The sequence below is a fragment of the Pseudomonas sp. LBUM1662 genome (genome assembly GCF_059695915.1).
In genome coordinates, this window is the sequence record NZ_CP166793.1 from 1,671,609 (window position 1) to 1,698,108 (window position 26,500).

22 protein-coding genes are annotated in these 26,500 nt (G+C 59.8%); 11 read left to right on the forward strand and 11 right to left on the reverse strand.

Annotated features, from left to right (window positions below; genetic code table 11):
- The first annotated feature begins 17 nt into the window (after positions 1–17).
- Positions 18–1,598, forward strand: a complete 1,581-nt coding sequence (locus ACA049_RS07520; RefSeq protein WP_497334343.1) for an aldehyde dehydrogenase (NADP(+)) — start codon at positions 18–20, stop codon at positions 1,596–1,598.
- A gap of 116 nt (positions 1,599–1,714) precedes the next feature.
- Here the strand turns inward: ACA049_RS07520 and ACA049_RS07525 are convergent, their stop codons facing one another.
- Positions 1,715–2,623, reverse strand: coding sequence for a DMT family transporter (locus ACA049_RS07525; RefSeq protein WP_497334345.1), 909 nt, complete (start codon positions 2,621–2,623; stop codon positions 1,715–1,717).
- A 157-nt stretch (positions 2,624–2,780) separates the two neighbouring features.
- Here ACA049_RS07525 and aceK point away from each other — a divergent pair, with 157 nt between their 5' ends.
- The 5 genes from aceK (at position 2,781) to ACA049_RS07550 (ending at position 11,112) form a co-directional block, all read left to right on the forward strand.
- On the forward strand, positions 2,781–4,499 hold the full coding sequence (gene aceK / locus ACA049_RS07530; protein ID WP_497334347.1) for a bifunctional isocitrate dehydrogenase kinase/phosphatase: 1,719 nt from the start codon (positions 2,781–2,783) through the stop codon (positions 4,497–4,499).
- Positions 4,500–4,714: 215 nt separating this feature from the next.
- Positions 4,715–8,626: an ATP-dependent RNA helicase HrpA gene (gene hrpA, locus ACA049_RS07535; RefSeq protein ID WP_497334349.1), complete on the forward strand. Its 3,912-nt coding sequence runs from the start codon at positions 4,715–4,717 to the stop codon at positions 8,624–8,626.
- A 369-nt stretch (positions 8,627–8,995) separates the two neighbouring features.
- Complete coding sequence (locus ACA049_RS07540; RefSeq protein ID WP_497334351.1) at positions 8,996–10,117, forward strand: beta-ketoacyl-ACP synthase III; 1,122 nt, start codon at positions 8,996–8,998, stop codon at positions 10,115–10,117.
- Positions 10,118–10,270: 153 nt separating this feature from the next.
- Entirely contained in the window at positions 10,271–10,882 is a 612-nt protein-coding gene (locus ACA049_RS07545; RefSeq protein WP_497334353.1) for an RNA polymerase sigma factor, read from the forward strand.
- On the forward strand, positions 10,876–11,112 hold the full coding sequence (locus tag ACA049_RS07550; RefSeq protein ID WP_094468599.1) for an anti-sigma factor family protein: 237 nt from the start codon (positions 10,876–10,878) through the stop codon (positions 11,110–11,112). Before ACA049_RS07545 ends, ACA049_RS07550 begins: the two co-directional genes overlap by 7 nt.
- A gap of 126 nt (positions 11,113–11,238) precedes the next feature.
- Here ACA049_RS07550 and ACA049_RS07555 read toward each other — a convergent pair whose 3' ends face one another.
- A complete protein-coding gene (locus ACA049_RS07555; RefSeq protein ID WP_497297918.1) occupies positions 11,239–12,555 on the reverse strand; it encodes a putative porin in 1,317 nt (438 codons plus the stop codon).
- A 283-nt stretch (positions 12,556–12,838) separates the two neighbouring features.
- Here ACA049_RS07555 and ACA049_RS07560 point away from each other — a divergent pair, with 283 nt between their 5' ends.
- Entirely contained in the window at positions 12,839–13,963 is a 1,125-nt protein-coding gene (locus ACA049_RS07560; protein WP_497334355.1) for a GNAT family N-acetyltransferase, read from the forward strand.
- A 15-nt stretch (positions 13,964–13,978) separates the two neighbouring features.
- On the opposite strand, the gene aqpZ is transcribed toward ACA049_RS07560, so the two are convergent.
- The 5 genes from aqpZ to ACA049_RS07585 all read right to left on the reverse strand — a co-directional run bounded on the left by aqpZ (position 13,979) and on the right by ACA049_RS07585 (position 19,202).
- Complete coding sequence (gene aqpZ / locus ACA049_RS07565) at positions 13,979–14,674, reverse strand: aquaporin Z (RefSeq protein ID WP_497334357.1); 696 nt, start codon at positions 14,672–14,674, stop codon at positions 13,979–13,981.
- Between the two features lie 302 nt (positions 14,675–14,976).
- Complete coding sequence (locus ACA049_RS07570) at positions 14,977–16,809, reverse strand: ABC transporter ATP-binding protein (RefSeq protein WP_497334359.1); 1,833 nt, start codon at positions 16,807–16,809, stop codon at positions 14,977–14,979.
- An 85-nt stretch (positions 16,810–16,894) separates the two neighbouring features.
- On the reverse strand, positions 16,895–17,455 hold the full coding sequence (locus ACA049_RS07575) for a peptidylprolyl isomerase (RefSeq protein ID WP_497334361.1): 561 nt from the start codon (positions 17,453–17,455) through the stop codon (positions 16,895–16,897).
- Complete coding sequence (locus ACA049_RS07580; RefSeq protein WP_497334363.1) at positions 17,449–18,264, reverse strand: alpha/beta fold hydrolase; 816 nt, start codon at positions 18,262–18,264, stop codon at positions 17,449–17,451. The genes ACA049_RS07575 and ACA049_RS07580 overlap by 7 nt, the downstream gene beginning before the upstream one ends.
- A 14-nt stretch (positions 18,265–18,278) precedes the next feature.
- Complete coding sequence (locus ACA049_RS07585; protein ID WP_497334365.1) at positions 18,279–19,202, reverse strand: PA3225 family LysR-type transcriptional regulator; 924 nt, start codon at positions 19,200–19,202, stop codon at positions 18,279–18,281.
- Positions 19,203–19,251: 49 nt separating this feature from the next.
- Here ACA049_RS07585 and ACA049_RS07590 point away from each other — a divergent pair, with 49 nt between their 5' ends.
- The 3 genes from ACA049_RS07590 (at position 19,252) to ACA049_RS07600 (ending at position 21,617) form a co-directional block, all read left to right on the forward strand.
- On the forward strand, positions 19,252–19,566 hold the full coding sequence (locus ACA049_RS07590; RefSeq protein ID WP_497334367.1) for a 3-phosphoglycerate kinase: 315 nt from the start codon (positions 19,252–19,254) through the stop codon (positions 19,564–19,566).
- Positions 19,567–19,802: 236 nt separating this feature from the next.
- Positions 19,803–20,402, forward strand: a complete 600-nt coding sequence (locus tag ACA049_RS07595) for an FMN-dependent NADH-azoreductase (RefSeq protein WP_102594234.1) — start codon at positions 19,803–19,805, stop codon at positions 20,400–20,402.
- A 348-nt stretch (positions 20,403–20,750) separates the two neighbouring features.
- Positions 20,751–21,617 carry a carboxylate/amino acid/amine transporter gene (locus tag ACA049_RS07600; RefSeq protein WP_497334369.1) on the forward strand — a complete coding sequence of 289 codons (867 nt, stop codon included), beginning with the start codon at positions 20,751–20,753 and terminating at the stop codon, positions 21,615–21,617.
- A gap of 109 nt (positions 21,618–21,726) precedes the next feature.
- On the opposite strand, the gene ACA049_RS07605 is transcribed toward ACA049_RS07600, so the two are convergent.
- Positions 21,727–23,025: a mechanosensitive ion channel family protein gene (locus ACA049_RS07605; RefSeq protein WP_497334371.1), complete on the reverse strand. Its 1,299-nt coding sequence runs from the start codon at positions 23,023–23,025 to the stop codon at positions 21,727–21,729.
- A 193-nt stretch (positions 23,026–23,218) separates the two neighbouring features.
- Between ACA049_RS07605 and ACA049_RS07610 the strand changes: the two genes are divergently transcribed.
- Positions 23,219–24,565: a DEAD/DEAH box helicase gene (locus ACA049_RS07610; RefSeq protein WP_008153197.1), complete on the forward strand. Its 1,347-nt coding sequence runs from the start codon at positions 23,219–23,221 to the stop codon at positions 24,563–24,565.
- Between the two features lie 63 nt (positions 24,566–24,628).
- On the opposite strand, the gene ACA049_RS07615 is transcribed toward ACA049_RS07610, so the two are convergent.
- The 3 genes from ACA049_RS07615 to ACA049_RS07625 all read right to left on the reverse strand — a co-directional run bounded on the left by ACA049_RS07615 (position 24,629) and on the right by ACA049_RS07625 (position 26,348).
- Entirely contained in the window at positions 24,629–25,228 is a 600-nt protein-coding gene (locus ACA049_RS07615) for a hypothetical protein (protein WP_497334373.1), read from the reverse strand.
- Positions 25,229–25,240: 12 nt separating this feature from the next.
- A complete protein-coding gene (locus ACA049_RS07620) occupies positions 25,241–25,825 on the reverse strand; it encodes a papain-like cysteine protease family protein (RefSeq protein WP_497334375.1) in 585 nt (194 codons plus the stop codon).
- A gap of 247 nt (positions 25,826–26,072) precedes the next feature.
- Positions 26,073–26,348, reverse strand: coding sequence for a hypothetical protein (locus tag ACA049_RS07625; RefSeq protein WP_497334377.1), 276 nt, complete (start codon positions 26,346–26,348; stop codon positions 26,073–26,075).
- Positions 26,349–26,500 lie beyond the last annotated feature (152 nt).

Sequence of the window (26,500 nt, forward strand, 5' to 3'; positions counted from 1 at the left end):
CGGTCAAGGAATCACCCATGACCACGCTACTCGGACACAACTACATCGGCGGCGGCCGCAGCGCCAACGGCACGCAGCAGCTACAAAGCCTCGATGCCACGACGGGCGAAGCGCTGCCGGGCCGTTTTTTCCAGGCCACCGAAGCGGAAGTGGACGCGGCCGCCAACGCTGCGGCCGCTGCCTACCCGGTCTACCGCAACCTCAGCGCGGAAAAACGTGCGTTGTTCCTCGATGCCATCGCTGATGAAATCGATGCCCTGGGCGATGACTTCGTCGCTACCGTGTGCCGCGAAACCGCACTGCCGGCCGGGCGTATCCAGGGTGAGCGCGGACGCACCAGTGGCCAGATGCGTTTGTTCGCCAAGGTCCTGCGGCGCGGCGATTTCTACGGTGCACGCATCGATCGCGCATTGCCGGATCGGCAGCCGTTACCGCGTCCGGATCTGCGCCAGTACCGCATCGCCATCGGCCCGGTTGCGGTATTCGGCGCCAGTAACTTTCCGCTCGCCTTTTCGACGGCGGGTGGCGACACCGCTTCGGCGCTGGCCGCCGGTTGCCCGGTGGTGTTCAAGGCCCACAGCGGTCACATGGCGACGGCCGAGTGGGTCGCAGACGCGATCATCCGCGCTGCCGAACGCACTGAAATGCCGCCCGGCGTGTTCAACATGATTTATGGCGCAGGTGTCGGTGAATGGCTGGTCAAGCACCCGGCGATACAGGCGGTGGGCTTCACCGGTTCGCTCAAGGGCGGTAATGCCCTGAGCCACATGGCCGCGACCCGGCCGCAACCGATCCCGGTGTTTGCCGAGATGTCGAGCATCAACCCGGTGTTCCTGCTGCCCGAAGCGCTCAAGGTGCGCGGTGAGCAAATCGCAACGCAGCTCGCCGGGTCGGTGACGTTGGGTTGCGGGCAGTTCTGCACCAATCCCGGTTTGGTCATCGGTGTGCGCTCGCCGCAGTTCAGCCAGTTTCTGGAAACGTTCTGCGCCAGCATGAACCAGCAACCGGCGCAGACGATGCTCAATGCCGGCGCACTGGTCAGTTACGGCCTGGGCCTTGGGGCGTTGCACGAACATCCGGGGCTGACGCACCTGGCGGGCAAGCCGCAACAAGGCAATCAGGCGCAACCGCAGGTGTTCAAGGCGGACGTCAGCTTGTTGCTCAAGGGCGATGAACTGCTTCAGGAAGAAGTGTTCGGGCCGACCACCATCGTCATCGAGGTTGAAGACCAAGCGCAGTTGACCGCAGCGTTGCACGGCCTGCGCGGGCAATTGACGGCGACGCTGATTGGCGAGGCGGACGAATTGCTCGATTACCGCTGGCTGGCGGAGTTGCTGCAGGAAAAGGTCGGGCGAATTCTGCTCAATGGCTATCCGACCGGGGTCGAGGTGTGTGAGGCGATGGTGCATGGCGGGCCGTATCCGGCGACGTCGGATTCGCGCGGGACGTCGGTGGGGACGTTGGCGATTGACCGGTTCCTGCGGCCGGTGTGCTTCCAGAATTATCCAGATGCGCTGCTGCCCGAGGCGTTGCAGAACGCCAATCCGCTGGGGATTCGGCGGTTGGTGGATGGCGAGGTGAGTCAGTCAGCCTTGTAGTGCCTGAATCATCGCCTTCGCGAGCAAGCCCGCTCCCACATTGGATTTGCGTAACGACAAAGATCCAATGTGGGAGCGGGCTTGCTCGCGAAGGCGTCATCAGCTGCACCAATAATCTACTTGGCAGCCACCGCCGCAGCCTTCACCACCGAAGGCTTCAACACCAGCCACAACGCCGCCCCAATCAACACCCCGCCATAGATATGCGCCATCGACAACGGCTCATCCAGCAACAGCGCGCCCCACAACACCCCGAACGGCGGGATCAGGAACGTCGTGGTCATCGACCTCACTGGCCCGATCGAGCTGAGCAGGCGGAAGTAAATGATGTACGCCAGCGCCGTACACACCAGCCCCAACCCCAGCAACGACAACCAGACATTCCAGCCACCCCAGCTTGCCGGTGGCTGGCTGATCACGCTGTAGCCGAACAACGGCAACAGGAACAGCGTGGCCCCGAGCATGCTGCCCAGCGCCGAAAGACGACTGTCCAGACCGCCCGCGTGATCGAGCCAGCGACGCGCGAGGAACCCGGCAAAGCCGTAACAGGTGGTGGCAAGCAAGCAGGCGACGGCGCCCATCAGCAATTCCATGTCGAACGCCACCGGACCGGCGCGGGTCAGGACGCCAACGCCGAACAACCCGAGAAACACCCCGCCAAGCTTGGCGGCGGTGAGTTTTTCATGGAAGAACAGCCCGCCAATCAACACGCCCATCAGCGGCGTGGTGGCATTGAAAATCGCCGAATAACCCGCCGGCAGCACTTGGGCGGCCACGGAATAGAGGGTCGCCGGAATCCCGGAGTTGATCACCCCGAGCAGCATCACCGTCTTGAGCTTGCCTTTGAAATCCCAGCTGATGCGCATCAGCCCGAGGATCACCAGCAAGCCGGTTGCGGCGATCGACACGCGGAAAAAGGCAGTGGGAATTGTGCCAATCACCGGGGCGATGATGCGCATGAACAGAAAGCTCGCACCCCAGATCGCTGCCAGCGACAGCAAACGGAAAATATCGACAGGGCTCACGGTGCACTCCTTCCTTGATGGGGACGAGAGTGTTGCCGAGCGCCTGATCCATGGCAACCGAAAAACGAGCATTTAACCCGAGCCGAAAATTACGCTTCTCCTGCACCCGGTTCACTGGCTAAGCTCAGGGCTCACGAATTCCCGCAGAGGTCTCACCATGCCGCAGCAATGGCCAGCCGCCGACATCGCCCGAATGATCCTCGATGGCTTTGACGATTACCGCGAGCATTTCCGTCAGATCACCGACGGCGCCCGGGCCCGCTTCGAGCAGGCCCAGTGGCAGGAGGCGCAGGTCGCCTCGGCGGCACGGATCAATCTGTACGAAGAAAAAGTCAGCGAAACGGTGGAGCGGTTGCGCATCGCGTTTGACGCCGACACGCTGGACGTCAGTTGCTGGCCGCTGGTCAAAAGCGCTTACATCACCCTGATCGACCTGCGTTTCGACGATGAACTGTCCGAGACCTGGTACAACTCGATTTTCTGCGGCCTGTTCAGCCATGACCTGATCAGCGACGGCTGCATGTTCATTCACACCACCCGGCCCAGTCTGCGCCGGGCCCGCGCCGCGCAAACCCGGACCTACAAGCCTCAGGGCCAGTTGTCCGGCATGCTTGCGAGCATTTTTGCCGATTACAGCTTCAGCGAGGATTACGCCGACCTGGCCGGCGACCTGCACCGCCTCGAAGCGCAACTGCGCGAGAACCTGCCGGACTGGGTGTGCAAGGACCCGGAATTGAGCGTCGAGCTGTTTTCCTCGGTGCTCTACCGCAACAAGGGCGCGTACCTGGTGGGGCGCATCTACACCCGGGACGAACAATGGCCGCTGGTGATTCCGCTGTTGCACCGTGAAGGTCGCGGGATTCAGATCGATGCGTTGATCACCGATGAAGCGGACGTGTCGATCATCTTCTCGTTCACCCGTTCGTATTTCATGGTGGATGTGCCGGTGCCGGCGGAGTTTATCGGCTTCCTGCGGCGGATCCTGCCGGGCAAGCACATCGCCGAGCTGTACACCTCGATCGGCTTTTACAAGCACGGCAAGTCCGAGTTCTACCGGGCGCTGATCAATCACCTGGCCAACACCGACGACCAGTTCATCATGGCCCCCGGTGTGCGCGGCATGGTGATGAGCGTGTTCACGCTGCCGGGTTTCAACACCGTGTTCAAAATCATCAAGGACCGTTTTTCGCCGTCGAAAAACGTCGACCGCGCCACGGTCATTGAAAAATACCGTTTGGTGAAAAGCGTCGACCGGGTCGGGCGCATGGCCGATACCCAGGAATTCGCCGATTTTCGCTTCCCGTTGAGCAAGTTCGACCCAGCGTGCCTGGAAGAATTGCTTGAAGTGGCTGCGTCCACGGTGTCGGTCGAAGACGACACGGTGCTGATCCGCCACTGCTGGACCGAACGGCGGATGACGCCGCTGAACCTGTACCTGGAAAACGCCAACGAGGCGCAGGTGCGCGAGGCGCTGGAGGATTACGGTCTGGCGATCAAGCAACTGGCGGCGGCTAACATCTTTCCCGGCGACATGCTGTTGAAGAACTTCGGTGTCACCCGGCACGGTCGCGTGGTGTTTTATGACTATGACGAGATTTGCTTCCTGACGGAGGCCAACTTCCGCCACATCCCGCAACCGCGTACGCCGGAAGATGAAATGGCGTCCGAACCGTGGTACTCGATCGGGCCGCTGGATGTGTTTCCTGAAGAGTTTCCACCGTTTTTGTTTGCCGATTCGGGGCAACGCAAGCTGTTCGATCAGCTGCACGGCGAGTTGTACAACGCCGATTACTGGAAAAGCCTCCAGGAAGCCATCCGTGCGGGCAAAGTGATTGACGTGTTCCCGTATCGCCGCAAAGGCCTCGATAACGAATAACCCCGAGCTGGGTAGGAGCCTGTAGGAGCTGTCGAGTGAAACGAGGCTGCGATCTTTTGATCTTGTTTTTTAAGATCAAGATCAAAAGATCGCAGCCTCGTTTCACTCGACAGCTCCTACACAGCTCCTACACAGTCCCCACAAGGATCTCGTTCGTCCGCCAAATCTGCGACAATCGCGTCCTTGCGCCACTAGACGACTGAATTGCGTACCTGATGACTGACGAATCGCCTTCCATCGACAAACTGCTGAAAAACCTCGATCACGCCATGCTCGCCGACCGCCACCGGCTGCGGCGGCAGTTGCTTGAGCTGCGCAAGAAACCTGACGAGGCCAAGCTGGCCCAGTGGGTGACGCGCATGCAGGCGTCCTGTGATCAGGTATTGGCGCGGCGTGCCAGCCTGCCGGTGATTCGTTACGACGACAGTTTGCCGATCGCCGCCAAGCGCGATGAAATCAAGGAAGCGCTGCTCAAGCATCAGGTGCTGATCATTGCCGGTGAAACCGGCTCGGGTAAAACCACCCAGTTGCCGAAGATCTGCCTGGAAATCGGCCGAGGCCAGCATGGCCTGATCGGCCACACCCAACCGCGTCGAATCGCTGCGCGCAGCGTGGCCAGCCGGGTGGCCGAAGAATTGGCGACGCCGTTGGGCGCGCTGGTCGGCTATCAGGTGCGGTTCGAGGATCAGAGCGATTCCAACACCCTGATCAAACTGATGACCGACGGCATCCTGCTGGCGGAAACCCAGAACGACCGCTACCTCGAACGCTACGACACGATCATCGTCGACGAAGCCCACGAACGCAGCCTCAACATCGATTTCCTGCTCGGTTACCTGAAAACCCTGCTGCCGCGCCGCCCGGACCTGAAAGTCATCATCACCTCGGCGACCATCGACCTGGAGCGCTTCTCGAAGCACTTCGATGACGCGCCGATCGTCGAAGTCTCCGGCCGCACCTTCCCGGTGGAAACCTGGTATCGCCCGCTGACCCTGGAGCAGGACGAGGAGGGCAACCGCGTCGAGGACGACTTGACCGTGGATCAGGCGATCCTCGCCACCCTCGACGAAATCGCCGCGTTCGAACGCAGCGAGCGCAAGAGCCCCGGCGATGTGCTGGTGTTCCTGCCCGGCGAGCGCGAGATTCGCGACGCCGCCGACATGCTGCGCAAGGCCCAGCTCAAGCACACCGAGATTCTGCCGCTGTACGCGCGGTTGTCGCCGGCCGAACAGCAGCGGATTTTCCAGTCGCACCCAGGCCGTCGCGTGGTGCTGGCGACTAACGTCGCGGAAACCTCACTGACCGTGCCGGGCATCCGTTACGTGATCGACAGCGGCACCGCACGCATCAGCCGCTACAGCTACCGCGCCAAGGTCCAGCGTCTGCCCATCGAAGCCATTTCCCAGGCCAGCGCCAACCAGCGTAAAGGCCGATGCGGACGGGTCGAACCGGGCATTTGCATCCGCCTCTATGGCGAAGAAGACTTCATCGGTCGTCCGGAATTTACTGACCCGGAAATCCTGCGGACCAACCTCGCGGCGGTGATTTTGCAGATGCTGCATCTGCGCCTCGGCGAGATCACCGACTTCCCGTTTATCGAGCCGCCGGATGGCAAGGCCATCAGCGACGGTTTCAACCTGCTGCAAGAACTCTCGGCGGTGGACCGCAATAGCCAGCTGACGCCGCTCGGTCGCCAGTTGGCGCGCCTGCCGGTGGACCCGCGCATGGGCCGCATGCTGCTGGAAGCGGCGAAACTCGGCAGCTTGCAGGAAGTGCTGATCGTCGCCAGCGCCATGTCGATCCAGGACCCGCGCGAGCGTCCACCGGAGCGTCAGCAAGCGGCGGATCAGGCCCACGCACAGTGGAAAGACGTGGACTCGGACTTCGCCGGGCTGGTCAATCTGTGGCGTGGTTTTGAAGAGCAGCGCCAGGCGCTGACGGCCAGTCCGTTGCGCAACTGGTGCCGCAAGAACTTCCTCAACTACTTGCGCTTGCGCGAGTGGCGCGACTCCCATCGCCAGCTGAGCCTGATCTGCCGCGACATGCAGCTCAGCCTCAACAAAGAGCCGGCGGATTACCCGAAACTGCACAAAGCCGTGCTCTCGGGCCTGCTCAGCCAGATCGGCCAGAAAACCGATGAAGGCGATTACCTCGGCGCCCGTCAGCGGCGTTTCTGGATTCATCCGTCCTCCGGGCTGGGCAAGAAGCGTCCGCAATGGCTGATGACCGCCGAACTGGTGGAAACCACCAAGCTCTACGCGCGGATGGTCGCCAAGATCGATTCCGACTGGATCGAACCGCTGGCCGGGCACCTGATCAAGAAAAACCACTTCGAACCGCACTGGGAGAAAAAGCGCGGCCAGGTCGTGGCCTTCGAGCAGATCACCTTGTTCGGGCTGATCGTGGTCGGTCGCCGGCCGGTGCATTACGGGCCGATTGACCCGGTGGTGTCCCGTGAGTTTTTCATTCGCGAAGGCCTGGTGCGCGGTGAGATTCAGTCCAAGGCCAAATGCTTGTCGGCCAATGCGCAATTGCTGGAACAGCTCGACGAACTGGAAGCCAAGGCCCGGCGTCGCGACATTCTGGCTGACGAAGAAACCCTGTTCGCCTTCTACGATGCGCGATTGCCGGCGGAGATCCACCAGACCGCGACTTTCGACAGTTGGTACAAGGTCAACAGCCAGAAAGACCCACAACTGCTGATCATGCGCGAAGAAGACGTGCTGGCCCGCGAGGCCAGCGAAGTCACCGCGCTGCATTACCCCGACACCTTGCACATCGGCGATCTGGAACTGGCCCTGAGTTACCACTTCGAGCCGAATCACCCGCGCGACGGCGTGACCCTGCGGGTGCCGGCGCCGTTGTTGCCGATGCTGCCGCCGGAACGTCTGGAATGGCTGGTGCCGGGCGTGATCGAGGCCAAGTGCATTGCGCTGGTACGCAACCTGCCCAAGGCCCTGCGCAAGAATTTTGTGCCGGTGCCGGACTTCGTCAAAGCGGCGTTGCAGCGCATGACCTTCGCCGAGGGCTCGTTGCCGCAGGCGTTGGGCCGCGAACTGCTGCGGATGACGGGGGCGCGGGTCAGTGATGAGGCGTGGGCGGAAGCTTCGCAACAGGTCGACAGTCATTTGCGGATGAATCTGGAAATCGTCGATGGTCAAGGCAAGTTCTTGGGCGAAGGGCGAGACCTGGCCGAACTGACCGCGCGTTTTGCCGAAGCCAGTCAGGCCGCGTTGGCCGTGCCGCAAACCGCGAAAAACCAGCAACCGGTGGAGCCGAAAGTGTTTGCCGCCGTCGCCGAGAAAACCCAGCAGAAGATCGCCGGGCTATCGATGACGGTGTATCCGGCGCTGGTGGAAGAGAGCGGCACGGTCAAGGAAGGACGTTTTTCGACCCCGGCCGAAGCCGAGTTCCAGCATCGCCGCGCCTTGCAGCGTTTGTTGATGCAGCAACTGGCCGAGCCGGCTAAATTCCTGCGCGGCAAGCTGCCGGGGCTGACCGAACTGGGCCTGATGTACCGCGAATTGGGGCGCATCGATGCCTTGGTCGAAGACATTCTGCTGGCCAGCCTCGACAGCTGCATTCTCGACGGCGAAGACCCGTTGCCCCGCGATGGCGCCGGGCTGGCCTCGTTGGCCGAGCGCAAGCGCGGTGGCTGGACCGAGCACGCCGAGCGCCTGGCCAAGTTGACCCTGGAGATTCTCAAGCTCTGGCACGGTCTGCAAAAACGCTTCAAGGGCAAGATTGATCTGGCCCAAGCCGTGGCCCTGAACGACATCAAGCAGCAGCTCAGCCACCTGGTGTATCCGGGGTTTGTCCGGGAAACGCCGATGCAGTGGCTCAAGGAATTGCCGCGTTACCTGAAGGCCGTCGAGCAACGCTTCGAGAAAATCGGCGCTCAGGTGCAGCGGGATCGGGTCTGGAGTGGTGAGTTGTCTGGCCTGTGGACGCAATATCAGACCCGCGCCAGCAAGCACGCCCAGGAAGGAAAACGCGATCCGCAACTGGAGCTCTATCGCTGGTGGCTGGAGGAATACCGGGTCTCGCTGTTCGCCCAGCAACTGGGGACTAAAGTGCCGATCTCCGACAAGCGCCTGAACAAGCAATGGACCCAGGTCGAACCCTGATCCGATCACCGGTCACCGCAATCCCTGTAGGAGCTGTCGAGTGAAACGAGGCTGCGATCTTTTGATCTTGCTTTTAAAAAACAAAATCAAAAGATCGCAGCCTCGTTTCACTCGACAGCTCCTACAGGGATCTCGGTGATCACAGCCCCACAGTCCCACAGCGTTTGATCCTGCAAATGGCGCCAAAACCCAATGTTTATGGCAAACTTCGCGCCTATAAACGCCGGTCCCGCGGTTTTGAGCCTCTCAAGGTTCGGGCGGTACGGAATAAAGCGATGCCAGGTGTGCTTCCCGTGACGGGGACAGACCCTTTGTGTGTTGGTACGTCGGTGCCAATGCTTTCTGCCTGAACAGATTAGAGAAACGACCATGCATAACGTCGTCATCAGCGGCACCGGCCTGTACACCCCGGCCAACAGCATCTCCAATGAAGAGCTGGTGCAGTCTTTCAACGCTTACGTCGCGCTATTCAACGCCGACAACGCTGACGCCATTGCCCGTGGTGAAGTCGAAGCGTTGACCGAATCCAGCGCTGCGTTTATTGAAAAAGCGTCCGGCATCAAAAGCCGCTTTGTCATGGACAAGGACGGCATCCTCGACCCGCAACGCATGGCCCCGCGCCTGCCGGAGCGTTCCAACGACGAATGGTCGGTGCTTTGCCAGATGGCCATCGGCGCTGCCGAGCAAGCCTTGCAGCGTGCCGGCAAAACCGCCGCTGACATCGACGGTGTCATTGTCGCCTGCTCCAACCTGCAACGCGCCTACCCGGCCATCGCCATCGAAGTCCAGGAAGCGCTGGGCATCCAGGGGTTCGGTTTCGACATGAACGTGGCCTGCTCCTCGGCGACCTTCGGCATCCAGGCTGCAGCGAACAGCGTGCAATTGGGCCAGGCCCGGGCGATCCTGATGGTCAACCCGGAGGTCTGCACCGGTCACCTGAACTTCCGCGACCGTGACAGCCACTTCATCTTTGGCGACGCAGCGACAGCGGTGATCATCGAGCGCGCGGACCTGGCGACGTCCCAGTATCAGTTCGACGTGGTCAGCACCAAACTGCTGACCAAGTTCTCCAACAACATCCGCAACAACTTCGGCTTCCTCAACCGCGCGGCGGAAGAGGGCATCGGTGCCAAGGACAAACTGTTCGTGCAGGAAGGCCGCAAGGTGTTCCGCGACGTCTGCCCGATGGTCGCCGAGCTGATCGCCACGCACCTGGAAGAGAACAAGCTCAACGTCGGTGACGTGAAGCGTTTCTGGTTGCACCAGGCCAACCTCAGCATGAACCACCTGATCGTCAAGAAACTGCTGGGTCGCGAAGCCACCGAAGAAGAAGCCCCGGTGATTCTCGACACCTACGCCAACACCAGCTCCGCCGGTTCGGTGATCTCGTTTCACAAGCATCAGGATGATCTGGCCGCCGGTTCCCTGGCCGTGCTCAGCTCGTTCGGCGCGGGTTACTCGATTGGTAGCGTGATTTTGCGCAAGCGTTGAGGTGGACGGCTGTCGTTTTTTCCTCTGATTCGCGGTGGCTTTTCCTACAGTCGGAACAGCCAGAACGCTGTAATTTTCGCTAATGACAGCAGGACTTTGCCTACAGTGAAGTCCTGCTGATTCGTTTTTGAGGTCAGGACAAGGAATTTGTGAATGGCAGCCGACGACGCGCAACTGCTGGAGCGATTGCTCGCAGGCGAGCAACAGGCGTTCAAAGAGTTGGTCAGCACCTACCAGAGCGCCATGCGCGCAGTGGCCTACGCCATCGTTGGCAATCGGCATGCCGATGAGGTGGTGCAGGATGCCTGGCTGTCGGTGGTGCGTAACCTCAAAGGGTTTGAAGGGCGTTCGAGCCTCAAGACCTGGTTGCTGACGATCACCGCAAACTCGGCAAAGGGGCGTTATAAACAGAATCGTCGGGAAGTCTTGCTCGATGACCTTCCGTCGCCGCATGGCACCGTTGATGACGATCGTTTTTCTGCTGCAGACGGCCACTGGCTGGTGGCGCCGTTCGCCTGGCATCAGGACACCCCGGAAGCGTTGCTCACCCAAAACGAGTTGCGCGAATGCCTTGAGCACACCTTGCTAAGCTTGCCGGAATTGCAACGCAGTGTTCTGTTACTTCGCGAACGTCAGGGCCTGGAGCTGGAGGAGATCTGTAATCTTCTGGAAATCTCGCTCTCCAATGTTCGCGTGCTGCTGCATCGGGCACGTTTGAAGGTCTTTGCGACCGTAGAACACTTTGAGGAAACCGGTGAATGCTGACCTGTAAGGAGCAAGTGGCACGTTCCAGTGACTATCTCGATGGCCAGTTGAGCTTTCGGGAGAAATTGCTGGTGCGGCATCATTTAATGTTCTGCCCCAATTGCCGGCGGTTCATTCGTCAGATGCGCTTGATGCAGGCGACGCTGCGTGCGATGCCGGAAGAAGCGGTGCCGGATGTCGACAAGATCGCCGAGCGTCTGGCCGCTGAACGTCTCAAGGATGTTCCCTGACCGGTAAAAGCCGGGAAGAGAAGCAGACTGGCGTGGATGAATCGAACGGATGATGGGGATCGATTCACCCACGCCAGGCTGAAAGCGCCTCGGGCATTCCATGGCCCGAGGCGTGTTGCGCGGTGTTTAGAACTTGGCTTCGGCATCCAGTTGCAGGGTGTTGATGTCCGAATCCTTGAGCGTGGCGTTGGTGTAGTCCGAGTTGGCCATGAAGTACGTCGCGCCGAGGTTGAAGTTCTTGTCCAACTCGTAGCTCACTTTCAACTTGCTGCCACGCGAACCGGTGAAACCGTTGGCGAAGTCGGAGTCGGTGAAGGCGCCGACCACGGCGTTACGCTGTACGTCGCGATAGTTGTAGTCCACGGCGAAGCCGTAGATCTTGGTCTTGATGCCGGCCAGCCAGGCGGAATCCTGATCGTTGCTGGCATCTTTGTTATTGACGTACTGACCGTACAGCGAGAGCGGCAGTGGCAGGCCGCCGATGTCGAGCTGACCGAAGCCTTCGTACAGCTTGAACTGTTCGTTCGGGCTGTTGCCGTTGATAGCCAGTTGCCCTGGGATAACGCCCGCGACCGGGGTGATGTCATCGTCGTTGTCGTAGCCGTAGACGCTGCCGCCCAAGGTGAATTTCAGGTTGTCGGTGAGGGCGAAGCGCGCACCCAACTGGCCGGCGTACAGGCGCAGGTCGTGTTTGAACTGCACACCGTCGCCGTCGACGTTGTCCTTGAGGGTGTAGTGGCCGGCGCTACCGAACAGCTCGGTGCTGGCGCCCAGTGGGTATTTGTAAGACAGGGACAGACCTTCCGGGCTGATGTCGCTATCCCAGATGACGTCGCCCATGCTCACCCATTGCTGTGGCATTTTGCCGCCCACGACGTGCAGGTTTTTGGCGAAGTCGGGGTGGTAGTCGACGTAACCCTGATCCAGCCAGATCTGCTTCTTGTCGAAGTAGTTGTCCAGGCTCTGGTTGGTGGAGCGTGGGTCGTCGTTGTTGCCGGTGGCGATACGGATACCGGTGTCCACTTGCGGGTTGATTTCGGTGTAGGCACCCAGGCGGGCACGGATGCGCTGGCGATCCTGGTCTTTGTTGTTGGAAACACCGTCGTTGTGGACGGTTTCCTGACGGAAGCGCACGTCACCCTTGAATTGGGTCTTGGCGGCCCAGGCCAGTTTCTGGTCGAAGGTGCTCAGTTCATTGGTTTTCTTCGCGGTCGCGGCGATCTGCTCATTGGTTTCTTGCTGAGCCTGACGGGCGATTTGCTGGTCTTTCTGATCCCTGGCCAGTTCCGCTTGCAGCTCGCTGTATTGCGCGTTGGTAATCGAGCCGTTTGCCTTGAGCATGTCGAGCAGTTTGGCGTCGACTGCGGCACTGGCCGGAACGCTCATGGCCAGCAGCAGACCGCCACACAGGGCCGCCGCAGTTTTCGTGGAAGCAAGACGCATATCAATCTCCGAAGATGTAAGGGGATGACTGAGCCATCCGGGACACAACCGACCATTGATGGACGGAAACAGTGGCCGGGTAGAACCCGACGCTCTAAAAACTGGCGCCAGTATCGCGATCGTTTATTACAGCGCAGTGGCAAAGTGATGGCGTCTCGATGACGATACAAAGACTGTCTGAACTTTTGATCCAGAGCCCTGTCGGCGGTTTTGACGGATGTGTAATGGCGGGCGATAGGCGATACTCGCCGGGCTGTTACGCGAAGAAGTAGAGAGGGTGTCAATGCCGCTGCAACGTCTGGAAAGCCTGTCTGATATTGGTCCGCGCACGTGGGATGCCCTGGTGCCGGATAATCAGCCGTTCCTGCGCCATGCCTTCCTCAGTGCGCTGGAAGACAGCGGCAGCCTCGCGCCCCATTCCGGCTGGCAGCCCGAGCATTTGTTGCACATCGAAGAAGGGCAGTTGATCGCTGCGCTACCCAGCTACCGCAAGTGGCATTCCTACGGCGAGTACGTGTTCGATCACGCCTGGGCCGATGCCTGCGAGCGAGCCGGTATCGACTATTACCCCAAGCTGTTGACCGCCGTGCCGTTCAGCCCGGTCAGCGGGCCGCGACTGCTGGCGCGGAGTGTCGAGGACGGTTTCGAGCTGCTGAAAAGCCTGCCGGGCTACCTTGAGATCGAAGAACTCTCCAGCGCTCACATCAACTTCACCGACCCTTTCACCGACGCGGCATTGGCCGAACAACCCGGCTGGTTGCAGCGGATCGGCTGTCAGTACCACTGGCAGAATCGTGGCTATCGGGATTTTCAGGACTTTCTCGACGTTCTCAGTTCGCGCAAACGCAAGCAGATGCGCAAAGAGCGCGAGCAAGTGGCGGGGCAGGGGATTGATTTCGAATGGCTGGAAGGCAAGCAACTGGATCAGGCGCAGTGGGATTTCGTTTATGCCTGCTATGCCAATACCTACGCGGTGCGTCGGCAAAGGCCCTATCTGACGCGGGAGTTTTTCAGTCTGCTGGCCGAGCGCATGCCCGAATCGATTCGGGTGGTGCTGGCCAAACAAGGTTCACGCCCCGTGGCCATGGCTTTCAGCCTGGTGGGCGGCGACAGTTTTTATGGGCGTTACTGGGGCTGCCTGGCGGAGTTCGACCGTCTGCATTTCGAGACCTGTTTCTATCAGGGCATGGACTACGCGATTGCCAATGGCTTCCAGCGGTTTGATGCCGGTGCCCAGGGCGAACACAAGTTGATTCGCGGCTTTGAACCGGTGATCACCCATTCCTGGCATTACCTGCGTCATCCCGGACTGAAAGCCGCGGTCAAAGACTTCCTGCACCAGGAGCGCCTTGGGGTGTTGGCCTATGCCGAAGAAGCGAGGACCGCGTTGCCTTATCGGCAGGCATGATCCTCGCCCGTGGCTTCAAGTGCCTTCCTTGCCCAGCCAGCGATACGTCACGCCGCCAACCACCGCGCCGAGCAGCGGCGCCACCCAGAACATCCACAATTGCGCGATGGCCCAGCCACCGACCATCAACGCCGGGCCGGTGCTGCGGGCCGGATTGACCGAGGTGTTGGTGACGGGAATCGAGATCAAGTGAATCAGCGTCAAGGCCAGGCCGATGGCAATTGGCGCGAGCCCGGCGGGTGCACGTTGGTCGGTGGCGCCGAGGATGATCAGCACGAACATCGCGGTCATCACCAGCTCACAGACAAAGCCTGCGGCCATTGAGTACTTGCCGGGGGAGTGTTCGCCGTAGCCGTTGGACGCCAGGCCCGCAGAGAGATCGAAACCTTCTTTGCCGCTGGCAATGTAGTAGATCAGCGCGGCGGCGATAATCGCGCCAATCACCTGGGCGATGATGTACGCAGGCAACTCCCGGGCCGGAAACCGGCCGCCAACGCACAAGCCGACGGAGACGGCCGGGTTGAGGTGACAACCGGAAATATGGCCAATGGCAAACGCCATGGTCAATACGGTGAGACCAAACGCGATGGCCACACCCAGCACCCCGATCCCGAGGGGCGAAGACGCGGCGAGTACCGCACTGCCGCAACCCCCCAATACCAGCCAGAACGTACCTAACAACTCAGTGACTGAACGTTTGAACAGAGACATGAGAGCGTCCTTGATAGGCGAGCTATCGAGACTGTACCGCGTGATGCATCCTGCAGGTTTACGACAGGCTCATCTCCAGAACCTTGGCTGAGTACAGCAGGGATTTTGCGGATTTCCAGCGGCCATAAAAAACCGCCAGGGCCTGTGGTTAGCAGGCTGTGGCGGTTTTTCAGGATGTAGATATTCCCTGTGGGAGCGGGCTTGCTCGCGAAGGCGGTGTGTCAGGCAACATTGATTCTGACTGACACTCCCTCTTCGCGAGCAAGCCCGCTCCCACAGGGGGCAGTGTTGATCTCGCGATATCAGTCGATACCGACAAACCCACCCGTCTGGTGCTGCCACAGCCGCGCATACAATCCGCCCTGCGCCAGCAGTTCGGCGTGGGTGCCGGTTTCGGCGATCTTGCCTTTTTCCAGCACCACCAGCCGATCCATCCGGGCGATGGTCGAGAGTCGGTGGGCGATGGCGATCACGGTTTTGCCCTGCATCAGGGTTTCGAGACTTTCCTGGATCGCGGCTTCGACTTCCGAGTCCAGCGCCGAGGTCGCCTCGTCCATGATCAGGATCGGTGCATCCTTGAGCAGCACACGAGCGATTGCAATCCGCTGGCGCTGACCGCCGGAGAGTTTCACCCCGCGCTCACCCACATGCGCATCGAAACCGGTGCGGCCTTCGGCGTCCGACAGCAACGGAATGAACTCATCGGCGCGCGCCTTGTGCACCGCTTCCCACAACTCGGCGTCGGTAGCATCGGGTCGGCCGTAGAGCAAATTGTCGCGGATCGAACGGTGCAGCAGCGAGGTGTCCTGGGTGATCATGCCGATGCGCTCGCGCAGGCTTTCCTGGCCGACTTCGGCGATGTTCTGCCCATCGATGAGGATTCGCCCGCCCTGCACGTCATACAGGCGCAACAGCAGGTTGACCAGGGTCGATTTGCCCGCGCCGGACGGCCCGATCAAGCCGATTTTCTCACCGGGCTTGATCGTCAGGTTGAGGTCGCCAATGATCCCGCTCTTCTTGCCGTAGTGAAAATCCACATGCTCGAAGCGCACTTCGCCACGGGGCACGGTCAGCGGTTTGGCCTGATCGCGGTCGGTGATGCTGACCGGTTGGGCGATGGTGCGCAAACCGTCCTGGACCATGCCGATGTTTTCGAAGATGCCGGTGACCACCCACATGATCCAGCCGGACATGTTGACGATACGAATCACCAGGCCTGTCGCCAGGGCAATCGCACCTACCGAGATCAGCGACTGCGTCCACAACCACAGGGCCAGGCCGGTGGTGGTGACGATCAGCAGGCCGTTCATGCTGGTGATGGCCACGTCCATGCTGGTGACCACGCGCCCGGCCAGTTGGGCTTTTTCGGTTTGCTCCTTGATGGCTTCCTTGGCGTATTGCTGTTCATGGTTGGTGTGGGCGAACAACTTCAAAGTGGTGATGTTGGTGTAGCCGTCGACAATCCGTCCCATGAGTTTGGAGCGCGCATCGGAGGATTGCACCGAGCGGTCCTTGACCCGAGGCACGAAGTAATAAAGCGCGCCGATGAACCCGGCGATCCAGGTCGTCAGCGGAATCATCAGGCGCCAGTCGGCTTCGGCAAACAGCACCAGCGCGCTGATGGCGTAGATCAGCACATGCCACAAGGCGTCCACTGCCTGGACGGCGGAATCGCGCAGGGCGTTGCCGGTCTGCATGATGCGCTGGGCGATGCGCCCGGCGAAGTCGTTCTGGAAGAAATTCAGGCTCTGTTTGAGCACGTAGCGGTGGTTCTGCCAGAGAATCAGGCTGGTCATGCCGGGGTTCAGCGTCTGGTGCACCAGCAGGTCGTGCAGGCCGAAGAAAATCGGTCGCAGCACCAGGGTCACCACCACCATCCAGGTCAGTTCAAGCGCGTGCTCCTGGAAGAAGTTCGGGTTCGGCGTGCCTTGGGCCAGGTCGATGATGCGGCTCAGGTAGTTGAACAGCGCAACTTCGATCAAGGAGGCGAACAGGCCGACAATCAGCAGGGCGGCGAAACTCGGCCAGACCTGCTTCAAGTAATAGGTATAGAAGGGGAGAACCCGATCTGGCGGAGCCGCCGTCGGAGCGTCGCGGAATATGTCGATCAGTTTTTCGAAACGGCGATAAAGCATCAGTTCTCCGCCCGCGCACGGGCTCTCCTTTAAACGGTATGAGCGGCGCCGGATACCGGCCGCCGCTCAAGCACTCCTGTGCAGATTAGTCGATGACTTTGGCAGACTTGATGAACACAGGGTCGGCCGGCACGTCTTTCATGCCGCTTTTGGAGGTGGTCTGGGAGTTGACGATGACATCGACCACATCCATGCCTTTGACGACTTTACCGAACACGGCATAACCATCACCGCTGTCGAGGAAATCATTGTCCTTGACGTTGATGAAGAACTGGCTGGTGGCCGAATCAGGGTTCGAGGTGCGGGCCATGGACAGCGTGCCACGCACGTTATGCAAGCCGTTCTTGGACTCGTTCTTGATCGGCGCCTTGGTTTCTTTTTGCTGCATCTGTTGCGTGAAACCACCGCCCTGGACCATGAAGCCAGGAATCACACGGTGGAAAATCGTGTTGTTGTAGAAGCCGCTGTTGACGTACTCAAGGAAGTTCTTGGTACTGATGGGGGCCTTGACCGGGTCCAGTTCGATTTCGATCGGGCCGTTGGTGGTTTCCAGCAACACGTGCGGCGCCTTGGCGACGGGCGTTGCGGCCATCAGGTTGGCGGCAAACAGAACGGAGCCGGCGACGAGGGCGATTTTTTTCAGCATGGGTCAGTGATCCTGAGTGAGGTGGTGTCGACTGCGGTGAGAAACTCGAGCAGGGTTTGGTTGAAGCGTTCGGGTTGATCCAGCGGGGTGGCGTGGCGCGAATCGGCGATCACCACCAGCCGCGCATCGGGCAGCAGTTTTACGTAGGTTTCCTTCAGCGCGACCGGCGTGTAATCGCGGTCGGCGCTGACGATGAGGGTTGGACAGGACACTCTGGAAAGTCGTTCCTGAACACCCCAGCCAACGATGGCATCGAAGCTGGCGAGATAAGCATGTTTGTCGTTTTTTGCCCAGCGCTCGGCCATCTTCTGGCGCAAATCAGCTTGTTCCGGTTTGGGAAACAGCTTGGCGCCCAAGGCCTTGCCGATGGTGCCCAGACTGAGGACGCGCATCAGGCTCCAGCGCTTGAACCACTGCCAGTAATCGTCGCGGCTGCGCAGTTTGACCTCGGGCGCGCTGTTGACGATGCACAGGCTCTTGAGCATTTGCGGCTGATCCACGGCCAGTTGAAAACCGATCATGCCGCCCATGGACAGTCCCACGTAATGGGTGGGGCCGAGGTTCAGGTGCTCGATCAGGGCGACCAGGTCGGCGCTGAATCCGGCAATGCTGTAGCGTTCGCGAGGTTTATCGGATCGACCGTGACCGCGTACGTCCGGGACGATCACGCGGTAATGGGCTGACAGCGCCGGAATCTGCTTTTCCCAGTCCAGGGTGCTGGAACCCAGCCCATGGACCAGCAGCAACGGCGTGCCGTGACCGTATTCCTCATAGTGCAGGTTGCAACCTTCATGTTCGAAATAGGCCATGCAGATACTCCGTATCAGGCTTGTTCAGGGGCGGCGAACGGCGCATCCAGCGGCGCGGTGTCGAAGGTGCGCAGCAGTTCGATCAGAATTTGCGTCGCCGGGCCCAGGGGTTTGTCCTTGTTCGAATACAGATAGAAGCTCGGGTTGCGGCTGCCACCCTGGTCCAACGGTAGCAGCTTGAGCGTGCCTTCTCTGAGTTCGCGTTCGATCATGTGCCGGGGCAGCCAGGCGAAACCCAGGCCGCTGCTGACAAATGTCGCCGCGGTGGCCAGGCTGCCGACGGTCCAGCGTTGTTCGGCGCCAAGCCAGCCGACGTCTCGTGGTTGCTGGCGACCCGAGTCGCGGATCACCACTTGCATCTGGGTTTCCAGATCCTGGAAGTTCAGTTCACGGTTCAGGCGATGCAGTGAGTGTTCGGGATGGGCGACGGCGACGAATTCAACATCGCTCAGTTCCGCGCCGAGATAGCCGGGAATGCTGAACCCTGTGATCGCCAGGTCGGCCACGCCTTCCAGTAACACTTCTTCGACACCCGACAACACTTCTTCGCGCAGACGCACCCGGCAGCCACGGCTTTGCGGCATGAACGCGGTCAATGCGCGGACGAGGCGGGCGCTCGGGTAAGCGGCGTCGACCACCAGCCGCACTTCCGCTTCCCAGCCTTGCTCCATGTGGTGGGCCAGGTCTTCCAGCTGGCTGGCCTGTTTCACCAGTTGCCGCGAGCGGCGTAACAACACGCCGCCGGCTTCGGTCAGCACCGCTTTGCGGCCGTCGATGCGCAACAGCGGCACGCCGAGCTGGTCCTGCATACGCGCCACGGTGTAGCTCACCGAGGATTGCGAGCGGTGCAGCGCTTCGGCGGCCTGGGCGAAACCGCCGTGGTCGACCACGGCTTGCAAGGTTCGCCATTGATCAAGGGTCACGCGGGGCGCTTTCATGAATAGCTCCTCTTGTCCTAAGCTGGCAGTCCTTATTGGAGACTGCTGAATGAAAAAGTTTTGTTATGTGGTGCTCGCGCTGATACCGCTGACTGCGTTTGCGTATCCGATCGATGTCAAGAAAGACCTCAATGGTATGAAAATCGACTACGAAACCTTCGATACGGATAACGACATCGGCTCCATCCAGGTCGCTAACTACGGCGACGTCGATGCCAGTTGCAAGGCCGTTTTCATCAATGGCCCGGAAGCGCCCCGGACCCGCAAGATTGACGTGCCCGCGGGCAAGCATAAAAACGCCACTGCCAAGTTCACCCGCAGCATTATCAAGCTGCGTATCGAGCTGACCTGCACCCCCAAATAACATAAAACCCTGTAGGCGCGAGGCTTGCCCGCGAAGGCGGTGTGTCAGTCGACAAAGATGTTGAATGTCACGGCCCCTTCGCGGGCAAGCCTCGCTCCTACAGGTGCAGGGCATGCTCAGCTTATAAACGAATTTATTGATGGGTTATAGCAGTTATTTGCGCTTTTTCATCGATATGGCTCTGTTTAACCTTCACTCCATCGCCTTACAGCATTCTCAGATGGAGCCTACATCCCATGTCACGCGTTCTGATCATCGAAAGCAGCGCCCGTCAGCAAGACTCGGTTTCCCGCCAGTTGACCCAGACCTTCATCAGCCAGTGGAAAGCTGCTCACCCGAACGACCAGATCACCGTGCGTGACCTCGCCGTCAACCCGGTGCCGCACCTGGACATCAATCTGCTGGGCGGCTGGATGAAACCTGCCGAGCAACGCAGCGACATCGAACAGGTCTCGCTGGAACGCTCCAACCAGTTGACCGACGAACTGCTGGCCGCCGATGTACTGGTCATGGCCGCGCCGATGTACAACTTCGCCATCCCCAGCACCCTCAAAGCCTGGCTCGACCATGTGCTGCGTGCCGGCGTGACCTTCAAGTACACCGAGACCGGCCCGCAAGGTTTGCTCAGCGGCAAGCGTGCCTACGTGCTGACCGCTCGCGGCGGGATCTACGCCGGCAGCACCGCCGATCACCAGGAACCGTACCTGCGTCAGGTCATGGGTTTCATCGGGATCCACGACGTGACCTTCATCCACGCCGAAGGCATGAACCTGGGCGGTGACTTCCAGGAGAAAGGCTTGAACCAGGCTAACGCCAAGCTTTCCCAAGTGGCTTGAGGCTTTAATCGCCAGATAATCCCTTGATGTTCAAGTGGCCTGGCGCAACCCCTTCAAGGCTTTACGCGCATCGAACCTCCCTTTGCACTTGTTGCTCCTGAGTGCTGTCGCCCGATTGAACGCTTTAGCGAGATCGGGCTTTTTTTTGCCTGGGATTTAATGAATCAACACACATCCCCTGTGGGAGCGGGCTTGCTCGCGAATGCGGTGTGCCAGTCGCCATAATTGTTGAATGACACACCGCATTCGCGAGCAAGCCCGCTCCCACAATGGATTTGTGTGTTGCCTGACGGTTCGCGATAACGGGAAAAACCCGCTATCGTCGCCGCCATTCGAAACGAGGCGAGCATGGGCTATCTACTTTTTGTCACGCTGATCCAGGCGTTTTCCTTCAGTCTGATCGGCGAATACCTGGCCGGTCATGTCGACAGTTACTTTGCGGTGCTGGTGCGGGTGCTGCTGGCGGGGCTGGTGTTTATTCCGCTGACGCGCTGGCGTTCGGTAGAACCGGCGTTCATGCGCGGCATGCTGCTGATCGGCGCGTTGCAGTTTGGCGTGACCTACGTCTGCCTGTACCTGAGCTTCCGGGTGCTGACGGTGCCGGAAGTGTTGCTGTTTACCATCCTCACGCCACTGCACGTGACCCTGATCGAAGATGCCCTGAACCGGCGCTTCAATCCGTGGGCGCTGGTGGCGGCACTGGTGGCGGTACTCGGCGCGGCGGTGATTCGTTTTGACCGGATCAACCCGGACTTCTTCATGGGCTTCCTGCTGCTGCAACTGGCCAACTTCACCTACGCCGCCGGGCAAGTGCTTTATAAGCATCTGGTGGCGCGTCATCCGAGCGATCTGCCGCATTACCGACGCTTCGGCTACTTCTACCTGGGCGCACTGGCGGTGGCATTGCCGGCGTTCCTGATGTTCGGCAAACAGAATTTCCTGCCTGAAGCGCCGCTGCAATGGGGCGTGCTGCTGTTCCTCGGCCTGGTCTCGACCGCGTTGGGGTTGTACTGGTGGAACAAGGGCGCGTGCCTGGTGAATGGCGGGACGCTGGCAGTGATGAACAACCTGCATGTGCCGGTGGGGTTGCTGATCAATTTGTTGATCTGGAATCAGCATGAAGAGCTGGGGCGGTTGTTCTTGGGTGGATCGGTGATTTTGATGGCGGTGTGGATCAGTCGGTTGGGTATACGCAAACCTCTGACCGTCCACTAAACCCTGTGGGAGCGGGCTTGCTCGCGAATACGGTGTATCAGTCGACATTAATGTTGAATGACACTCCGCATTCGCGAGCAAGCCCGCTCCCACAAGGGGATATGTGGTGCTACATGATGTGTTTTTCAGGTTCGGGAATGTGGCTCGCGCCTAACATGGCCGGCAGCAACCCGGCCCTTAGATCCCCGCCACTCGGCTGCTGATACAGACTCAAGCCAAACTCCGGCAGCACCGCCAGCAGGTAATCGAAAATATCCCCCTGAATCCGCTCGTAGTCCGCCCATGCCGTGGTGCGGGTAAAGCAGTAGATTTCCAGCGGAATACCCTGCGCCGTGGTTTGCATCTGGCGGACCATGCAGGTCATGTTCGGCTGGACCTCGGGGTGACTCTTCAGATACGCCAGTGCGTAGGCGCGGAACGTCCCGATGTTGGTCATCCGCCGCCGGTTGGCCGACATCGCCGCGACATTGCCCTGGGCTTCGTTCCAGGCCTTGAGTTCGGCCTGTTTGCGGCTGATGTAATCGGTGAGCAGATGCACCTGGGACAGCTTTTGCTCTTCGTCATCGCGGATAAACCGCACGCCGCTGGCATCGATGAACAGACTGCGCTTGATCCGCCGACCGCCGGACTGCTGCATGCCGCGCCAGTTCTTGAACGACTCGGACATCAGGCGCCAGGTCGGGATTGAAACGATGGTCTTGTCGAAATTCTGCACCTTCACCGTGTGCAGGGTGATATCGACCACGTCACCGTCGGCACCGACTTGCGGCATCTCGATCCAGTCGCCGACCCGCAGCATGTCGTTGCTGGTCAGCTGCACGCTGGCGACAAACGAGAGCAGCGTGTCCTTGTAAACCAACAGGATCACCGCCGACATGGCACCCAGACCCGACAGCAGCAACAGCGGCGAGCGGTCGATCAATGTCGCGACGATGATGATCGCGCCAAACACGTACAGGACCATTTTCGTCAGCTGCACGTAGCCTTTGATCGAGCGGGTGCGGGCATGTTCGGTGCGGGCATAGATGTCCAGCAGGGCACTGAGCAGGGCGCTGATCGACAGCACCAGGAACAGAATGGTGAACGCCAGTGCGACGTTGCCGAGGAAAATCCGGCTGGTTTTGCTCAGTTCCGGCACCAGGTACAGGCCGAACTGAATCACCAGCGATGGCGTCATTTGCGCCAGGCGATGAAAGACCTTGTTATGCCGAAAATCGTTGACCCAGTGCAGGGCCGGTTGCCGGCCAAGCATTTTGGTCGCGTGAATAATGAGGTAGCGCGCCACTCGTCCGAGGACCAGTGCCACCACCAGCAGCAGGATCAGCGCCAGGCTGGAATGCAGGAGCGGGTGCTGATCGAGCGCACCCCAGAGGTCTTGGACGTTGAGCCAGAGCTGTTTGATATCCATGGGCGAAAACGGTTCTTCTGTAGGACGCGACGGGGCGATTAGAGCATTTAAGACGCTTTGCATGACGTTTGGAGACAAATCAGGCAACAAAAAAGCCACTGTTTACCGCCGTTTGCATAAAGAAACTCGGCCTCGGCGCTCGAAACCGTTACCCTATGCAGCTGTTTTTTTGTATTTCTTCGAGGTAGCACCCGTGTTTTCCCAATTCGCCCTGCACGAACGCCTGCTCAAAGCCGTGGCCGAGCTTAAATTTGTCGAGCCAACGCCTGTGCAAGCAGCGGCTATTCCGCTGGCGCTCCAAGGGCGTGACCTGCGGGTGACAGCGCAAACCGGTAGCGGCAAAACCGCTGCATTCGTTTTGCCGATCCTCAACCGTCTGATTGGCCCGGCCAAAGTCCGCGTCAGCATCAAGACCCTGATCCTGCTGCCGACCCGCGAGCTGGCCCAGCAGACCATCAAGGAAGTTGAGCGTTTCGCTCAGTTCACCTTCATCAAGTCCGGCCTGATCACCGGCGGTGAAGACTTCAAGGTCCAGGCCGCCATGCTGCGCAAGGTGCCGGACATCCTGATCGGTACGCCGGGCCGGATGATCGAGCAACTGAACGCCGGCAACCTCGACTTGAAAGAAGTTGAAGTGCTGGTGCTCGACGAAGCCGACCGCATGCTCGACATGGGCTTTGCCGAAGACGTACAGCGTCTGGTGGAAGAATGCACCAACCGTCAGCAGACCATGCTGTTCTCGGCCACCACCGGTGGTTCGGGCTTGCGCGAGATGGTCGCCAAGGTCCTGAACAACCCGGAACACTTGCAGCTGAACAACGTCAGCGATCTGAACGCGACCACCCGTCAGCAGATCATCACCGCTGACCACAACCAGCACAAAGAACAGATCGTGAACTGGCTGCTGGCCAACGAGACCTATCAGAAGGCCATCGTGTTCACCAACACCCGGGCCATGGCCGACCGTATCTACGGCCGCCTGGTGGCGCAGGAATACAAAGCGTTCGTGCTGCACGGTGACAAAGACCAGAAAGACCGCAAACTGGCGATCGATCGCCTGAAGCAGGGCGGCGTGAAAATCCTCGTCGCCACCGACGTCGCCGCCCGCGGTCTCGACGTGGAAGGCCTGGACCTGGTGATCAACTTCGACATGCCGCGCAGCGGCGACGAATACGTTCACCGCATCGGTCGCACCGGCCGCGCCGGCAATGATGGCCTGGCCATCTCGCTGATCTGCCACGGCGACTGGAACCTGATGTCGAGTGTCGAGCGCTACCTCAAGCAGAGCTTCGAGCGCCGTACCATCAAGGAAGTCAAAGGCACCTACGGCGGACCGAAAAAGGTCAAGGCCTCGGGCAAAGCCGTTGGCGTGAAGAAGAAAAAGGTCGACGCCAAAGGCGACAAGAAGAAAACCGGCGCCAAGGCACCGACCAAGCGCAAGATTGCCAACCGCCCGAAGACCGACGCTTTGTCGCTGGTCAGCAAGGACGGCATGGCGCCGCTCAAGCGCCGCAAGCCGGAAGCGCCGGCTGCTGAATAAAGCGCCGTAGCGAGCCAATAAAAAACCCGGACAGTGTCCGGGTTTTTTTACGTCCAGCGTTTGTCAGCTCCCCAACAGCCCACTGGTGTCCGCATCAAAGCGTTGCTTGGCTTGGTCAGCCTTCGGTTTGAGTAAAGCGAGCAGCGCGGCCTCGCTGTACAACTGAGTGACCGCCAGTTCCTTTGGCGTCGGCTCAATCGGGATCAGCACGTCTTCAGTGTCGGCATGCAGCCAGATCGCCACAAGGTGCAGCGCCGAAACAAACAGCACCCGCAGTTCAACGGTTTTACCTTGCAGTTGCGGCGACTGCTCCGCCAGTTTCAACGCACCGACCGTGGCGACCGCCATGGCCCCGTGGTTTAGCGAAGAGAACTCGATATGGCCACGGACATCAGCCAATTGCGCATCGGCAATCGTCACGCCATCGGAAAACACCAGGTAATGCCAATCGCCAACCTTGGCGTCTTTCAGGCCTTTGCCCTGGCTCACGTCCTCCAGACTGAGCGAGTAACCACGGTAGGCCTCGCTGAGGCTGATCTTGCCGGGCGTGGCGGCGGCAAACTGGCGATTGACGCCGAAGCCTTGGGTTTGCAGAGCGGCTTGAAGCGCCGGACGCAATGTCTGCACGCCGTTGGAAGGCGCCTTTGGATAAGTCAGTTGCATGATGTCGCCCTCCTAGTTTTTAACGGTGAAGTAAGTGTTGGTCCAGCTGCCGCCGCCGTTGTAAGAACCGGGGAACGAGTTCAACGCGCGGGTTGAGTAGCCGTAGATCGAGTCCGCAACCAGCACGTAATTGCCGTTGGTGCCATAGATCGTCAGGAAGTGCGCACCGCCACCGTACCAGGCACAACGCAAACCAATCGGTCTGCCCATGTTGATCTGGTTCTGGATGGCCGTCATCTGCAGCGAACCCTGGTTCATGCCGTTGAAACTGCGGGTGATCCTCAGGGCTGTATCCAGATAGCCATACACGTTGCACGGCCCGGGTTGATTGCAGCAATTGCGGTCCAGCGCAGTGGTGGCTACTCCGCATTGGGTCCAGGACCCGGTGCCGTAATAGTTGCCGACCGAGGCGAAAACCGCCGCCCAGCACCAGTTGGTCTGGGTTTGCTTCTGCATCGTGAAGTTGAGGCTGGCAGCAGCCAGTGCGCTGAGGGGGGCAGCCGACTCGACATCGGACAGTTGCGGGTTGAGCAGATGACCGGTCAGGCACCTTGGCAGGGTTTCGCCGGTGAATGACGTGGCTTCAGTGGTTAACATTTTTCAATCCTCCATGAGTGAAAACTAGCGTCCAGCTAGTGGGTCTGTGGCGGTGTTGCTGAGCGATCGGCGTGTGCGGTTTGCCATGGTTGATGGCCGGCTCCGATCCGGGCTCGAGGTAACCTTAGGCAGGTATATGCGTTTGTGCAAATAATAAAATGCACTAGTGCAAACTCCAAGTCGAAAGAACGGCGCCTTTGGCAGCGCCGGAGGATTCTTGCTTAGGAGCTATCCGAAGGCCCTGGTTTCAGCTCTCGGCCTTTTTGTCTGCCGTCTTCAGCTCTTTCAATCGCTGATCAATCAGCTGGCACTTATCGGGCAGATCGGCGCTGGCGGTCCCCAGATCCATCTTCTGCAACTCGGCGTTGATCTCTTTGGCCTTGGCCGGATTTTGCTCGGTGAGCCTGGTCACTTCCTTGGCCAGTTGTTCTCGCTTGGTCGTGGCTTCTTCGGGGGTGCAGGCCCAGGCCGGGAGAGCGCAGGCGAGGGTGGTGGCGAGAGTGAGTTTCAGCAGGGTTTTCATCGTGAGCCTCGGTTCCGTTTCAGGCGGTCAATCGGTTGAGGCCGCAGGATTATGAAAGTTCACTCATCATCCCTTAGTCGGGTTGACATTACCGTTCGTCGTCTTTTCATTTCCTCTGGATCCAAGAATTGACGCCAGAATGATGGCATTCT

What these genes read in the sequence shown, in the direction of transcription:
- ACA049_RS07520 (WP_497334343.1), top strand. Translation starts at nt 18, where the DNA reads ATGACCACGCTACTCGGACACAACTACATCGGCGGCGGCCGCAGCGCC.
- aceK (WP_497334347.1), top strand. Translation starts at nt 2,781, where the DNA reads ATGCCGCAGCAATGGCCAGCCGCCGACATCGCCCGAATGATCCTCGAT.
- hrpA (WP_497334349.1), top strand. Translation starts at nt 4,715, where the DNA reads ATGACTGACGAATCGCCTTCCATCGACAAACTGCTGAAAAACCTCGAT.
- ACA049_RS07540 (WP_497334351.1), top strand. Translation starts at nt 8,996, where the DNA reads ATGCATAACGTCGTCATCAGCGGCACCGGCCTGTACACCCCGGCCAAC.
- ACA049_RS07545 (WP_497334353.1), top strand. Translation starts at nt 10,271, where the DNA reads ATGGCAGCCGACGACGCGCAACTGCTGGAGCGATTGCTCGCAGGCGAG.
- ACA049_RS07550 (WP_094468599.1), top strand. Translation starts at nt 10,876, where the DNA reads ATGCTGACCTGTAAGGAGCAAGTGGCACGTTCCAGTGACTATCTCGAT.
- ACA049_RS07555 (WP_497297918.1), bottom strand. Translation starts at nt 12,555, where the DNA reads ATGCGTCTTGCTTCCACGAAAACTGCGGCGGCCCTGTGTGGCGGTCTG.
- ACA049_RS07560 (WP_497334355.1), top strand. Translation starts at nt 12,839, where the DNA reads ATGCCGCTGCAACGTCTGGAAAGCCTGTCTGATATTGGTCCGCGCACG.
- aqpZ (WP_497334357.1), bottom strand. Translation starts at nt 14,674, where the DNA reads ATGTCTCTGTTCAAACGTTCAGTCACTGAGTTGTTAGGTACGTTCTGG.
- ACA049_RS07570 (WP_497334359.1), bottom strand. Translation starts at nt 16,809, where the DNA reads ATGCTTTATCGCCGTTTCGAAAAACTGATCGACATATTCCGCGACGCT.
- ACA049_RS07575 (WP_497334361.1), bottom strand. Translation starts at nt 17,455, where the DNA reads ATGCTGAAAAAAATCGCCCTCGTCGCCGGCTCCGTTCTGTTTGCCGCC.
- ACA049_RS07580 (WP_497334363.1), bottom strand. Translation starts at nt 18,264, where the DNA reads ATGGCCTATTTCGAACATGAAGGTTGCAACCTGCACTATGAGGAATAC.
- ACA049_RS07585 (WP_497334365.1), bottom strand. Translation starts at nt 19,202, where the DNA reads ATGAAAGCGCCCCGCGTGACCCTTGATCAATGGCGAACCTTGCAAGCC.
- ACA049_RS07590 (WP_497334367.1), top strand. Translation starts at nt 19,252, where the DNA reads ATGAAAAAGTTTTGTTATGTGGTGCTCGCGCTGATACCGCTGACTGCG.
- ACA049_RS07595 (WP_102594234.1), top strand. Translation starts at nt 19,803, where the DNA reads ATGTCACGCGTTCTGATCATCGAAAGCAGCGCCCGTCAGCAAGACTCG.
- ACA049_RS07600 (WP_497334369.1), top strand. Translation starts at nt 20,751, where the DNA reads ATGGGCTATCTACTTTTTGTCACGCTGATCCAGGCGTTTTCCTTCAGT.
- ACA049_RS07605 (WP_497334371.1), bottom strand. Translation starts at nt 23,025, where the DNA reads ATGGATATCAAACAGCTCTGGCTCAACGTCCAAGACCTCTGGGGTGCG.
- ACA049_RS07615 (WP_497334373.1), bottom strand. Translation starts at nt 25,228, where the DNA reads ATGCAACTGACTTATCCAAAGGCGCCTTCCAACGGCGTGCAGACATTG.
- ACA049_RS07620 (WP_497334375.1), bottom strand. Translation starts at nt 25,825, where the DNA reads ATGTTAACCACTGAAGCCACGTCATTCACCGGCGAAACCCTGCCAAGG.
- ACA049_RS07625 (WP_497334377.1), bottom strand. Translation starts at nt 26,348, where the DNA reads ATGAAAACCCTGCTGAAACTCACTCTCGCCACCACCCTCGCCTGCGCT.